This is a genomic window from Flavobacterium sp. Leaf82 (genome assembly GCF_001422725.1).
Taxonomy (GTDB): Bacteria; Bacteroidota; Bacteroidia; order Flavobacteriales; family Flavobacteriaceae; genus Flavobacterium.
The window spans coordinates 188,783-202,302 of record NZ_LMMA01000012.1 but is presented as its reverse complement, the minus strand read 5'-3'; the positions used below and the strand labels follow the sequence as shown (position 1 = coordinate 202,302).

The window sequence follows — 13,520 nt, the reverse complement described above, 5'->3', positions numbered from 1 at the left end:
TAAATTAAAAATAGTACATGGGTTTAGTTACCGCGAAAGAAGTTGCAAAGGCAATAAATGTTGACAAGTACGGAGTTTTAGGTACTTTTTCAGGCTGGATTCTTATGAAGGTTCTTAAGATCTCTACCCTTAATAAAATTTACGATCATAATAAACATTTAGAAGACGTTGCGTTTTTAAACGGAGTATTAGATGAATTACAGATTAAGTTCGAAATTCCTGAAGAAGATTTAAAACGTTTGCCTAAAGATGGCGCTTACATTACCATTTCAAATCATCCGCTTGGAGGAATTGATGGTATTTTGCTTTTGAAATTAATGCTCGAAAGAGAACCTAATTTCAAGATTATTGCCAACTTTTTATTACACCGAATTGTTCCGCTTAAAAAATACATCATGCCGGTTAATCCTTTTGAGAATCATAAGGATGCTAAATCGAGCGTTGTTGGAATTAAAGAAACCCTGCGTCATTTAAGTGACGGAAAACCGTTGGGTATTTTTCCTGCCGGAGAAGTGTCTACTTATAAAGACGGGAAATTAGTTGTGGATAAACCTTGGGAAGAAGGAGCATTAAAATTAATCAGAAAGGCCAAAGTTCCGGTTGTGCCTATTTATTTTCATGCCAAAAACAGCCGATTATTCTACTGGCTTTCTAAAATCGATGATACTTTAAGAACTGCAAAATTACCATCAGAATTGTTAACGCAAAAAGATCGTGTAATTAAGGTTCGTATTGGGAAACCAATTTCTGTAAATGAGCAAAATGAGTTTGAATCGTTTGAAGATTACTCAGAGTTTTTAAGAAAGAAAACCTATATGCTGGCGAACCCTTTTGAAAAGGACAGCAAATTATTAGATACTGCAAGCTTAAAAATACCCAAAGCACCTAAAAAAATCGTAACGCCGGCAAGTGAATCAAAAATGCTTGACGAAGTTAATGCCCTAAGAAATAGTGATTGCCGTTTGCTGCAAAGTAAAAACTACGAAGTGTTTTTTGCAAGAGCAAAATCGATCCCTAATATCCTGCACGAAATTGGTCGTTTACGAGAAATTACTTTCCGTGAAGTTGGCGAAGGAACTAATGAATCTATCGACCTGGATAAGTTTGATCAATATTATCACCATATGTTTTTATGGGATGATGATACTAAAAAAATTGCTGGTGCATATCGTATGGGATTAGGTTCTGAGATTTACCCTAAATACGGAATCGAAGGTTTCTACTTGAATGATTTGTTTAGATTCGAGCCTGAATTACACGATATGATGCATAAATCAATCGAAATGGGTCGTGCCTTTATTATCAAAGAATACCAGCAAAAACCTATGCCTTTATTCCTTTTATGGAAAGGTATTATTCATACTACTTTACGTTATCCTGAACATAAGTATTTATTGGGCGGAGTAAGTATTAGCAATCAGTTCTCTGACTTTTCGAAATCATTGATGATCGAGTTCATGAAGTCTAATTATTATGATCCGTATATTGCGCAATACATTCACCCTAAGAAAGCGTACAAAGTAAAACTGAAAGACGCTGATAAAGATTTTATCTTTGATGAAGCAGAATCAGACTTAAATAAATTCGACAAAATTATTGACGAGTTAGAACCAGGAAATTTACGTTTACCGGTTTTAATTAAAAAGTACATCAAGCAAAATGCCCGTGTTGTCGCTTTTAACGTCGATCCTTTGTTTAACAATGCCGTAGATGGTTTAATGTACATTAGAATCGCAGATATTCCTGAAAGCACCATGAAACCTGTTATCGAAGAATTTCAAATAGAATTAGAGCGTAAATTATCTGAGAAAGAAGATTAATTACAAATCGATATAAATTAAAAAAATCCCATTGTCTTAGACAAATGGGATTTTTTATGTTTTAAAACCAAATAGACTGATGTAATATATCATCAAAAGAATTATTCCTGATAAACAGAACTAATCGTATAAAATGATAAAAGGCTAAAAGATAAGCCATGTTATAAGCCAGTTTTCTATTGTATAAAAGTCCTGTAAAGTATTCTTTTTTGGTAATAATTTCTGTCGTTAATATAATGATGGTCAACCAGCAAAATATAATAACAAAAGGCCCCAGAATATGATAACTCAGACTTTTATAGATATCTCCCTGATAAAAATAAACTAAGGACTTTGTTATGCCACAACCCGGGCAAGGAAAGCCTGTAATCATTTTAAAGGGACAAAATGACTGATCAGTTTCTAAATGATCATTATGATTGTTAAGCATTAGTAAAAACGGAATTATAAGTGTAATTACTGCACCTATAATTCCGTAAACTTTACGCTTTACTCTGCTATTATTTGTATAATCTGTTGATATCACCTTGTACAATCATTGCTGCTGCTACTGGAAAGAAAAGTCCCAAAACAATTAATAAAGTAGATTGATCTTTTTGAAGTTCACCAGTTTTCTCATAAACTTTTGGCAATGCCTCTTTACCTGCCAGGTAATAAAAATAAATATTTACCGGCATACAACATCCTGCAAAAATTGCAATTGGCTGCGAGATAACTTCTTTTCCGGCAACGGCATTAAAAACTTCAGATACTTTAATATTCCAATAAATTAAGTACAAACCACAAGATAAAATTCCAAAAACCAATACCATTATTGGATCTACTTTGAATACCGGAATTTGCTCATTAAAATTATTAGACGTTTCTTGAAAATTGTTTTCCATTTTTTATTATTTAATTAAGGGTTATGTTATTTCTAATTCTAAGCATTAGACGGGCTTTTTATTTTAAAAGGAATGCGAAAATAAATCTCTAAAAATCAACTTTCGTTCCTTATACGTTATTATTGTATTAAAAAAAGTTCACATATTGGCGTTTCCCAGTATTGTGTAAAACTTCATTATTCCGTTTACATTAAAACCAACCTTTATAACCTATCTGATAGGTTTGATAAAATTCTTCATCGGTTTTTAGTAAATATAAAATACCTTCTATGATCCCTATTAATCCGCCAATTCCGAACATAAATCCAAGAATAAGCTGGATAATTCCTTCTTTGGTATAACCAAGATAAAATTTATGAATTCCCAAAGCGCCCAACACTATAGCCAGAATTCCCGCAAGTACTCTTTTGTTTTCTCCTCTGTAGCCTTGCGGATTATTCCATTCTTCTCTTTTTGTATTTTCCATTTTTTATTCCCTTTTATAGTTAATAATAATATGTTACAAATTTGCTAAAAACCAAATCCTGATAAACAGCCAAAAACTATTTATCGACAACCATTGTTTTAGCTACTAAATCATGAATGGCCCTTTTATCCTGATTCAGTGATGAAGCCATAAATAAAGGAGGAAAATAAACACAAACTCCTTTAATAAGGTTTCGTAAAATTATATTATAAGCAAGAATCTCCTTGTTTTCTTCAAAATCAACTGTTTTTATAGACAATGCCAGTTTCCCTAAAGAAGATCCTTTCAGGGCAAAATCACAAACTATAAAATAAATGAATCCAATAAACATAAAAAACATGGAGATCGATGGCACAAGTAAAACTATAGCTAAACTTATAGCATACATAATAGCAAGATCAATTGCATAAGCTCCAATTCTTTTTCCAAAATCGCACGGTTCCAGACCTAAGCGATTATTTTCTTCAGAAGAAAGGGTTCCTAATTTATTTCTTGTATCATATTGTTCCTGAGACAAAATAGATCCGGGAATGTAGACCGTATTACAGAAGAAACAGTTTAACTCATCACCAAGGTCCTGAATTTTAAACAACGGAATAAAAAAGATATGAAAGTACTTTTTGTAGTTTTTCAACTTGTAGCTTTCTTCCCTTCTGCAATTTGGACAATCAAATTTTCCGGATTTCACAGTACTCCCAACAGTTTTACTTCCGAAGATAATCATAGACTACAGCAAATTAGTTAGTTAAATAATGTTTTTGGGAATTTAAACTTCATATTTTTTAGATATTTAGCCAAATCGGAAACAATATTATTAAAAATTAACATTAAAAACTAATTCTGATTGTAGAAATCTTCAGAAATAACTCGTTATAAAATTCTAAAAATTTAGGATTGAAAGATTTTTTTATTCCGTTAAATTTATTTTGAATAAACTGCTTTTATTTTATCTACAATAACTTGCGCCAAACGTTCGTGGCTTTCAAAAGTCCAGCCTGCAATATGAGGCGTTAACAATACATTTTTAGCTTCTAAAAGATATTGAAAAGCCTCCGGAGTGTTTTTATCCTGAAAAAGTGTTTCGAAAGATAATTTTTCATACTCCAATACATCCAGACCAGCTCCTAAAATCTTTTCAGACCTCATTGCTGCAACTAAATCAGCTGTAACTATATTTTTACCGCGCGAAGTATTTATGATCCAGAAAGGCTTTGCAAATGCATTTATAAAATCTGCATTTACCATTTTGTCTGTTTCAGGAGTCCACGGAAGATGCAAACTCAAAACATCTGCTTTTTGCTGTAGTTCCTGCAATGAAACTTGTTTAGCATTTTCATCACCAATATTTTCTAAAATATCATAAAAAAGTACTTCTGTTTCAAAACCGCGAAGTTTTTTGGCAAAAGCTTTTCCCATGTTTCCATAACCAATAATTCCAACTGTTTTTCCGTCGAGTTCATGACCACGATTGCTTTCGCGATTCCATTGTCCGGTTTTTATTTCGGCGTTGGCCTGGTTCAGATTATTAAACAAGGATAAAATTACACCAAGCGAATGTTCTGCAACAGCGTTGCGATTACCTTCAGGAGCAGCAATAAGATGTATTGCTTTCGCTTCTGCATAATCACAATCAATACTTTCTAAACCTGCGCCAACTCTGGCAATAAACTGTAAATTGGTGGCTTTGTCCAGAAAGGTTTTATCGATTTTAAAACGGCTTCGAATTACGATTCCGTTATAATCCTGAATTTTAGCCTCAATTTCTTCTTTGGAAGATTTAAAATCGGCGTGGTTTTCAAAACCGGCATCTTCTAATTGTTGCCATAAAATTGGATGATTGCTATCGATATGTAAAACTTTAATTGACATGAAATTATAACTTAAATTAGAAAAACAAAGTAACAAAAAAAATACGGCTTTCTGTTTTAACCCAAAAAATCACTAATAAATGTGTAAATTCGCATAAAACGGTTTTTATGAAAACAATTGGTTTGATTGGAGGTATGTCATGGGAAAGTTCTACATTATATTATCAAATAATCAATAGAACCGTTCAGAAAAAACTAGGTGGCGTTCATTCGTGCGAGTCTATAATGTACTCTGTTGATTTTAATAAAATTGCAGAATTGCAAAAAAATGGAGAATGGGACAAACTAGCAATTTTAATGACACGAGCAGCTCGAAAACTTGAAAAAAGTGGAGCTGATTTCATTGTATTATGCACCAACACCATGCATAAATTATCAGATGAAATAGAAAAAAACATATCGATTCCTTTAATCCATATCGTTGATGCAGCTGCCGAAAAAATTAACGAAAAAAAAATTAAAAAGATAGGACTGCTGGGAACCTCTTTTACAATGGAACAAGATTTTTTTAAAGGCAGGTTATTGGATAAATACAATATAGAAACCATAGTTCCCAACCAGGAACAAAGACATCAGATTCATAGAATTATATATGACGAGCTTGTAAAAGGAATTATAAACAACAATTCACGAAATATCTTTTTAGACATAATTACTGATTTAATTCATCAGGGAGCTGAAGGAATTATATTGGGATGTACAGAAATAGAATTATTAATTACTAATGAATATACGGATGCTGAACTCTTTAAAACAGCAGAAATTCATGCAAAAAAAGCTGTTGAATTTGCATTAGAATAAATATCAAATTAAAATGAAATTAACCAAGACTTTTAAATCCTTTTTTGACAATGAAAAATCAGGAGGATTACTCTTGCTCTTTGTCACGATTATATCTCTTTACCTTGCCAACTCTTCTTTTCAAACAGAATATATTGCTTTTTGGGAGAAAGATTTCAACGGGCATTCAATCACACATTGGATCAATGACGGTTTAATGGCAATTTTCTTTTTATTGATTGGTTTAGAATTAGAACGGGAAATTTATCACGGTGAATTGTCTAATATCAAAAATGCTTCTTTACCAATTATGGCCGCTTTTGGCGGAATGCTGGTTCCGGCAGCAATTTTCCTGGCTTTAAATTTTGGAACGGCAACACAAAACGGTGCAGGAATACCAATGGCAACAGACATTGCTTTTGCAATTGGAATTTTATCTCTTTTAGGAAAAAAAGTTCCGGCATCTTTAAAAGTATTTTTAACCGCATTGGCGGTTATTGATGATTTGGGCGCTATCATTGTAATTGCTATTTTCTACACAACTTCTATTGCTTTTATAAATCTTTCCATTGCTTTAGGGATTTGGGGTTTGTTGTTTATTTTGAACCGAATGAAAATTCACAATCTTATTCCGTATTTAATAGGAGGAGTTGCAATGTGGTATTTCATGCTTAATTCTGGTGTTCACGCTACAATTACCGGTGTCATATTAGCATTTGTGATTCCGTTTGGAGATGGTGGCGAAAAATCTTCTTCGTATAAATTACAGCATTTTTTGCATAAACCGGTTGCTTTTGTAATCCTGCCACTATTTGCAATTGCAAATACCTGCATTGCCATTGAACCAGACTGGCATCAGGGATTAAATCATCCCAATACATTTGGTATTATTTTAGGCTTAGTCATAGGAAAGCCGTTAGGAATCTTGCTTTTTTCTTCGATTGGAGTAAGTGCCGGATTGTGCGCTTTGCCCAAAAGTTTAAAATGGGCTCATATCCTTGGCGCCGGAATGCTTGGCGGAATCGGTTTTACGATGTCAATTTTTATTACGATTTTAGCTTTTAAAGATCCACAGACTATCATTTTTTCTAAAATTGCTATTTTGATTGCTTCCGTAATTTCAGGAATTCTGGGATTTATCTATTTAAAATACATTTTGACAAGAACTAAAACCTCTTAATTTATGAATTGGATATGTAAAATTACATCGGCATTTATACTGGTATTATTTCTTTCTGCCTGCGAGAATAAGCCAAAACCTGTAGTTGAAAAAGATACACCAAACGCAAATATTTCGCTGGAAACAAAAACAAATGAAGAATCTATTGAAGGTTTATACGAAACTCAACCTGAGCCGGACAACTCAGATGAATGTAAAATTTCTGTAGAAATCATCAAAACCAAAAGCGGTTATACATATTTGCTAAAAACAAAACTTCGCCAATTAAAAGGCATCGCAAGTTTTAGCACAAGCCAATCAGGAGAAAAATCTATTGTTTTAGAAGGTATAGAATGGGATGAATATGAAGGAGACATCAGCCGCGAAGAAGACAATGATTCTATAACTGAGCCTGAAACAGATTCTAAACAATTAGAAATTCCAGTAGGAATTGGTGCTAATTATGCTACAGATACACTTACCATTCAGAATTATGGCAATGCTATGAATTCTTATACTAAGATTTCGGAATGTGGGAGAAAGTATATACAATTGATTAAGAAGTAAATTCTAATAATTAAATTCTAAATTCCAATTAACAACTATTGCAAATGAATAGAATCCGTCATATTATTTTATTTTCAGTTTTACTTATCACTGTAATTATCGGATTTATATTCTATCAAATAAAAACATACGTCCCACCAGCTTTTAATTGTAGAATTCCTGTCTCTTTTTGTGGAACTTCAAATCCTCAATTAACAGAAAATCAATATGAAGGAAAAGAAATTTTTAATTCGAATTGCGCAGCTTGCCACAAACTAGACGCCAAAAGTACCGGCCCTGCACTTCGTAACATAGATTCTCTGGTCTTTGTAAAATGGATGATCGATAAAAACCACATAATTGACAGCATGAAAATTGATAAATTAGGAATAGATTATCACAGAACGATGTTTAAAGATTTTGTAAATGAAGAAAGCCTTACTTTACTAATAGATTATTGCTCAACAACACGTTATTAAATTCCAAACGCCATTATACGCAATATTTGTCATTTCGATTCTATAATAAAACTTGATTGTAAAAACAAAAATCCCAAACTCCAGATTTATCAAATTGGAATTTGGGATTTTTTTATATAGGATTTTTTCTTTAAACTATCCTTTAATTTGTTTCAAAGAAGTTTTGATACCTTTTATCAATGATGAACTGAAACCATTGTGTTCCATTTCATTCAAACCAACAATTGTACAGCCTTGAGGCGTTGTTACACGATCAATTAATTGTTCCGGATGCACTTTCTCCTCTAATAGCATTTTAGCGGCTCCTTTTACGGTTTGTGCTGCAATTGCCAAAGCGGTTTGAGAATCAAAACCTATTTCGATTCCGGCTTGCATCGAGGCACGAATATATCGCAAAGCATAAGCAGTTCCGCATGCACCAAGAACAGTTGCGGCATCCATTAATTTTTCGTCGATTACAGGAGCAGTTCCCAGATCCTGAAACAAGTCCACAATTGGCAATGCTTTTTCCCTGTCTTTTTCAGGAAAAGAAATACAAGTTGCTGATTCGCCAAATTGTGCCGCAATATTGGGCATAATACGAATTACCGGAAAAGCATTGTTTGTTTTTTCCTGAAGCATATCAAGTGACAAACCACTCACTGCCGAAGCAATCGTTTTTCCCGGAATTGCTGATAAAATTTCAGCAAAAACAGTATCAACCTGATAGGGCTTTATGGTTAAAATTACCACATCGGCTTCTTGAATATTATGTTTATTATCAGATGAAACCGTGATTCCGTACTCTGATAAATATTGGATACTGGCGATATTTCTTCTGGTAACGGTAACCTGGTTGTTTTTTGAGAATTTAGCAATTCCCAAGGCTATAGAAACCCCAAGATTTCCTCCTCCTATAATATGTACTTTCATTGCTTATTTATTGGCTGGTTAATAGCGGATTTTTCAGCCACAAATTACACAGATTTTACAGATCTTAAATCACTGTATTCTATTAATTTGTTGCAAAAAACTTAGAAACCAAGAATCAATTTGGCTACTCCAAAGTAGAGCATAATTCCAAATACGTCATTGGTTGTTGTAATAAACGGACCTGTTGCAATTGCGGGGTCAATTTTGTTTTTATGCAAAAACAACGGAACTAAAGTTCCTAATGTTGCAGCAAATAAAATTACTACAATCATCGAAATAGAAATCGCGACTCCCACTAAATATTGTTGGTACATTACAGAGTGATACGCCAGCAAAAGCAACGATATAATAGTTCCTGAAATCATCGAAACGCTAATCTCTTTACTAAAATAGCCACGGCTGAATTCTTTTAATGTTCCGTTTGCCAAACCCTGCACCACAATTGCCGATGCCTGAACACCAATATTTCCGGCAGTCGCAGAAAGCAATGGCACGAAAATAATCAAAGTCGAATATTTTTGAAATGTCGCTTCGTTTCCTTTTAGAACAAATGATGCTACAATTTCGATTACCATCCCTATTAAAAGCCACGGCAAACGTGCTTTGGTCAGTTCAAGAACACTATCGTTTGATTCTACGTCTTGCGTAATACCCGCTGCTAATTGGTAATCCTTATCTGCTTCGTCCTTGATTACGTCTACGATATCATCGATGGTAATTCTACCTACCAATCTTCCTAATTCATCAACAACCGGAATCGCCTCTAAATCGTATTTTTGCATGATACGCGCTACCTCAACATCTTCGGTATCTACGTTTACAAAGTTTAATTTTCGAATATAAATATCTGAGATCTGGGTTTTGGTCGAAGTCGTCAATAAGTCTTTTAATGACAATCTTCCTTTAAGGCGATTTTCATCATCAACCACATAAATAGAATGCACTCTGGAAACGTTTTCTGCCTGAATACGCATTTCTTTTACACAAGTTAATACATTCCAGTTTTCGTTGACTTTTACCAACTCTTTACCCATCAAACCACCGGCAGAATTTTCGTCGTAACGCAACAAATCGACAATGTCTTTTGCGTGTTCAACGTCATTAAGCTCAGAGATTACCTCCGCTTTTATTTCCTGCGAAAGTTCACCAATAATATCCGCCGCGTCATTGGTTTCAAGCTCATCAAGCTCTTCTGCAATTTCTTTTGGCGAAAGTCGGCTTAAGATGTTTTCACGCAAATCATCTTCTAATTCAAGAAGAATTTCTGCCGTTTTATCACTATCTAAAACCTTAAAAATATAAGTTGCCTCGTCGAAATCCAGTTCATCCAGGATTTCGGCAATATCAGCGTGGTGCAAATCATTCAATAAAACTTCAAGTTCTTTGTCGTTTTTGTTAACGATATGCTCTTCTAACTGGTGGATTAATTCTTTGCTAACTTTGAACTCCATCGGCTTCTATTTTTTGAGTCAGAACAATAAACTCGTCTACGCTAAGCTGCTCGGGACGTTTATCAAAGATAGTGTCTAATCGCAATTCATCGGATAAATTTAATGTTTTCAAACTGTTACGTAATGTTTTTCGTCTTTGCTGAAAAGCCGTTTTTACTACTGTAAAAAACAACCTTTCTCCGCACGGAAGGCTATAATCTTCCTTTCGGGTCATTTTCATCACACCCGATTTGACCTTGGGCGGAGGAATAAAGACGTTTTCATCTACCGTAAACAGATACTCTGTATCATAGAAAGCCTGAGCCAGTACGGATAAGATTCCGTAAGCCTTTGAGCCTTTTTTCTCGCAGATTCTTTCAGCAACTTCTTTCTGGAACATCCCCGAAAATTCCGGAATCTGATGTTTGAATTCTAAAGTCCTGAAAACAATTTGCGTTGAAATATTATAAGGGAAATTTCCAATAATAGCGAATTGTTTATTTTCATAAACCTCGTTTATATTGTATTTCAGGAAATCCTGAGAGATAATTTTGTCTTTTAATTTTGGATAATTTTCACCCAAATACACCACAGATTCACCATCGATTTCGATCACGTGTGTATTAACTGGTTTGTCAAGCAAATATTTAGTCAACACACCCATCCCCGGTCCTATTTCTAAAACCTCATCATATCCTTTTAAGCTTAAAGTATCTGCAATTGCTTTTGCGATGCTTTCGTCTTTCAGGAAATGTTGTCCTAAATGTTTTTTAGCTTTTACTTTTTCCATTTTCTTTTTTTAGATTCTTAGATTTCCAGACTTCTTAGATTTTTAGATTTCCAGTAAGTCTAAAAATCTAAGAAGTCTAATGATCTAAAAGTCTCTTTAATGTTCTGAAATAACTTCCAACTCTGTTCTGAAAGAAAGCATTTTATCTGCAAACAATCCTAACGCTTCCTGATGAAATTTGGGTTCATCCTCGATATAATATTGGTCTAAAGTTTCTTTACTATCCGTAACATATTGAACCGAATAGGTGATTCCGCCCATTTCTTCTTCAATTAAAACCCTTACGATTCTTGCCGAAGAAAATTTATTGGTAGCCAGAATTTCCGGTATATGTTTTTCCTGCATCCATTTTAACCATTGGTCGTGAACGCTCTCGTGTATATTTGTGGTAACGTTGTAAATAATCATTTCTTTCTAGATTGTTAAATTATCAGACTAATTAGATTATTAGATTTTCGAATAATCTAACGCTCTAAAAATCCAATAATCTGAATTATAAATTTTTATCTCCTCGTAACTCGCGGTATTTTTTTCTGGCATCAACAAAGTAAATACTGTCCTGATGATTAAAAATTACCTTCTCATATAAAGGTTTTGCCTTTTCTATATCTTTGAATTCGTCGTTGTAAATTTCTGCCGAAAAAAACAGCGCTTCATCTACATAAATTCCGTCGCTATGATTGTCAATAATCTGTTGATATTGGCTTAAAGCCGAATTAAAATCTTTTTGACTTTCATATATTTTACCCAAACGCAACAATGTTACAGCTTCTATTTCCTGCCCTTTAAAGCTTTTAAGAATACTCTGAAACTGAACAATCGCTTCGGGTTTCTTATTTTGATAGATTAAAAAATCACCTTTTGCAAATTGCTTTAATGCCGTTTGTGTCGAATCAGCAGCAGTATTATCGTTTATCAATAAAAAATATTCCAGGGCATCATTGGCAATCAATTGCGTGTTTGCTGCTTTTAACTCTTTAAACTGTTTTAAAGCCCATTCAAAATCACCTTTGTAATAACTTGTTTTCGCCGCTTTTAAACTTGCTTCGTGCGCCATGACATCATTCTTAAGATCCAATTGAATCTGCGAATAATAAATCAACGCCTGATTGAACTTTTCTTCTAAAAGCAAGATGTCTGCTAACTCCATCTTCGCATCTGCTTTTTGATAATCATTCAAATTTAATTCGAGCGCTTTTTTAACAATCGCCTTCCCTTCTTCAGTTTTTTTAAGATTAAAAGCCAGGAAATGCGCCTGAATTATTTGCAAAGATAAGGTAAAAGGAGTTATTTCATAGGTTGTAAGCAATTGTTGTAACTCAGTATTGATTACGGGATAATCTTTTTCCTGAGCTTTGTCAATTTTAATTTGCATTAAATACGAATTCGTCTGCACCAGCAAATCTAAATCCTTAGTGTTTTGAAGTATAAAATTCAGAATTTCTGCCGCAGTATCTGTATCATCTTCATTCAGGGCAAACTGACTTAAATTGACAATACTCGAAAGTGATTCCGGATCACGCTTATAAATGGCTTTTTCCTGAATAAAGGCTTTTCCAAATTCTTTTTGCTGTACATAAAACCAACTTAAATAATGGTTCCAGAAAACGTCCTGATCTTTTTGAGTTCTTAGTATTAATGCTTTACGCATTGCATCTTTAAAAGCCGTATTATCTGTTTCACCATTCATAAAACGCGATAATTGCGTCTGAATTAAATTGGCGTTCTGCTGATTGTTGTATGATTCAGTCAATAAAAGATCGATCATTTGATCTGTTTTACCCAATTGTCCGTACAACATTCCAATCTGGAAATTGAAATTATAATTAGGCTGAATCTGCATTGCTGTCTGATACGCTTTTAAAGCATATTCAAGCAACACTTTTTTCTCAAAAGAATTCCCAATTCCGTAAACATCATTTGGGCTTGTTTTGATTTTTTCTATCGCCTGTTCGTAATAATTTTTGGCTTTAGCCTCGTTTTTCTGTAATTGAAAGTTATATCCTAATTCTACCAAAAAAACGCCTTGTTTATATCTGTTATATCGATCCTGAATAACTTTTTGAGCTATATCAAATTGTTGCAATTGCTGATAACAATCGATCGTCCTTAAAAAATATTGGGTATTAGACGGCGAAAATTTCAAAAGCTCTTCATAACTGATTTTAGCTTTCTCGAAATCACCTTTATCAAAGTAATATTGAGCAAGTTGCTCATTTTGTGCTAACGCAAAAGTAGACCATAATAAAACGATGTAAATAAAGATGTTTTTCATATTTCAGTCTTTTTTCAGTATTTTTCAGTATTCAGTCGCAGTCGCAGTTTTCAGTCGCGGTATTCAGTATTCAGTCTCGGTATTCAGTGTAATTCACTGTAAACTGTGACT

General features: G+C 33.7%; 14 protein-coding genes and 1 pseudogene. 5 read left to right on the top strand and 10 right to left on the bottom strand.

Annotation, left to right across the window (positions count from 1 at the left end; all coding sequences use genetic code 11):
- The first annotated feature begins 17 nt into the window (after positions 1 to 17).
- Positions 18 to 1,820: a GNAT family N-acyltransferase gene (locus ASF10_RS09495; RefSeq protein ID WP_056248146.1), complete on the top strand. Its 1,803-nt coding sequence runs from the start codon at positions 18 to 20 to the stop codon at positions 1,818 to 1,820.
- Positions 1,821 to 1,881: 61 nt separating this feature from the next.
- On the opposite strand, the gene ASF10_RS09490 is transcribed toward ASF10_RS09495, so the two are convergent.
- From ASF10_RS09490 to ASF10_RS09470, 5 genes are all read right to left on the bottom strand, one after another.
- Positions 1,882 to 2,346 carry a DUF2752 domain-containing protein gene (locus tag ASF10_RS09490; protein ID WP_056248144.1) on the bottom strand — a complete coding sequence of 155 codons (465 nt, stop codon included), beginning with the start codon at positions 2,344 to 2,346 and terminating at the stop codon, positions 1,882 to 1,884.
- The gene (locus ASF10_RS09485) at positions 2,321 to 2,704 is read right to left on the bottom strand and encodes a DUF4234 domain-containing protein (protein WP_055094212.1); all 384 of its coding nucleotides are present in this window, start codon (positions 2,702 to 2,704) and stop codon (positions 2,321 to 2,323) included. Before ASF10_RS09485 ends, ASF10_RS09490 begins: the two co-directional genes overlap by 26 nt.
- 190 nt (positions 2,705 to 2,894) lie before the next feature.
- The gene (locus tag ASF10_RS09480; RefSeq protein ID WP_056248141.1) at positions 2,895 to 3,170 is read right to left on the bottom strand and encodes a TM2 domain-containing protein; all 276 of its coding nucleotides are present in this window, start codon (positions 3,168 to 3,170) and stop codon (positions 2,895 to 2,897) included.
- Positions 3,171 to 3,246: 76 nt separating this feature from the next.
- On the bottom strand, positions 3,247 to 3,894 hold the full coding sequence (locus ASF10_RS09475) for an RDD family protein (protein ID WP_056248139.1): 648 nt from the start codon (positions 3,892 to 3,894) through the stop codon (positions 3,247 to 3,249).
- Between the two features lie 197 nt (positions 3,895 to 4,091).
- Positions 4,092 to 5,039: a 2-hydroxyacid dehydrogenase gene (locus ASF10_RS09470; RefSeq protein WP_056248136.1), complete on the bottom strand. Its 948-nt coding sequence runs from the start codon at positions 5,037 to 5,039 to the stop codon at positions 4,092 to 4,094.
- A 107-nt stretch (positions 5,040 to 5,146) separates the two neighbouring features.
- Here ASF10_RS09470 and ASF10_RS09465 point away from each other — a divergent pair, with 107 nt between their 5' ends.
- The 4 genes and pseudogenes from ASF10_RS09465 to ASF10_RS24515 all read left to right on the top strand — a co-directional run.
- Positions 5,147 to 5,839, top strand: a complete 693-nt coding sequence (locus ASF10_RS09465; protein ID WP_056248132.1) for an aspartate/glutamate racemase family protein — start codon at positions 5,147 to 5,149, stop codon at positions 5,837 to 5,839.
- 13 nt (positions 5,840 to 5,852) lie between these two features.
- A complete protein-coding gene (gene nhaA / locus ASF10_RS09460; protein ID WP_056248129.1) occupies positions 5,853 to 6,998 on the top strand; it encodes a Na+/H+ antiporter NhaA in 1,146 nt (381 codons plus the stop codon).
- A gap of 3 nt (positions 6,999 to 7,001) precedes the next feature.
- Positions 7,002 to 7,544 carry a hypothetical protein gene (locus ASF10_RS09455; protein WP_056248127.1) on the top strand — a complete coding sequence of 181 codons (543 nt, stop codon included), beginning with the start codon at positions 7,002 to 7,004 and terminating at the stop codon, positions 7,542 to 7,544.
- 209 nt (positions 7,545 to 7,753) lie between these two features.
- Positions 7,754 to 7,835, top strand: a pseudogene (locus ASF10_RS24515) (c-type cytochrome); the annotation flags it as partial.
- A gap of 302 nt (positions 7,836 to 8,137) precedes the next feature.
- On the opposite strand, the gene proC reads toward ASF10_RS24515, so the two are convergent.
- The 5 genes from proC to ASF10_RS09425 all read right to left on the bottom strand — a co-directional run bounded on the left by proC (position 8,138) and on the right by ASF10_RS09425 (position 13,409).
- The gene (gene proC, locus ASF10_RS09445; protein WP_056248121.1) at positions 8,138 to 8,914 is read right to left on the bottom strand and encodes a pyrroline-5-carboxylate reductase; all 777 of its coding nucleotides are present in this window, start codon (positions 8,912 to 8,914) and stop codon (positions 8,138 to 8,140) included.
- 101 nt (positions 8,915 to 9,015) lie between these two features.
- Positions 9,016 to 10,365 carry a magnesium transporter gene (gene mgtE, locus ASF10_RS09440; protein ID WP_056248117.1) on the bottom strand — a complete coding sequence of 450 codons (1,350 nt, stop codon included), beginning with the start codon at positions 10,363 to 10,365 and terminating at the stop codon, positions 9,016 to 9,018.
- The gene (gene rsmA, locus ASF10_RS09435; RefSeq protein WP_056248114.1) at positions 10,349 to 11,134 is read right to left on the bottom strand and encodes a 16S rRNA (adenine(1518)-N(6)/adenine(1519)-N(6))-dimethyltransferase RsmA; all 786 of its coding nucleotides are present in this window, start codon (positions 11,132 to 11,134) and stop codon (positions 10,349 to 10,351) included. Before rsmA ends, mgtE begins: the two co-directional genes overlap by 17 nt.
- A 96-nt stretch (positions 11,135 to 11,230) precedes the next feature.
- Positions 11,231 to 11,542: a DUF4286 family protein gene (locus tag ASF10_RS09430; protein WP_055094228.1), complete on the bottom strand. Its 312-nt coding sequence runs from the start codon at positions 11,540 to 11,542 to the stop codon at positions 11,231 to 11,233.
- A gap of 85 nt (positions 11,543 to 11,627) precedes the next feature.
- Positions 11,628 to 13,409 (bottom strand): tetratricopeptide repeat protein, encoded by a 1,782-nt coding sequence (locus tag ASF10_RS09425; RefSeq protein ID WP_056248111.1) that lies wholly within the window; start codon positions 13,407 to 13,409, stop codon positions 11,628 to 11,630.
- Between the last annotated feature and the right edge of the window lie 111 nt (positions 13,410 to 13,520).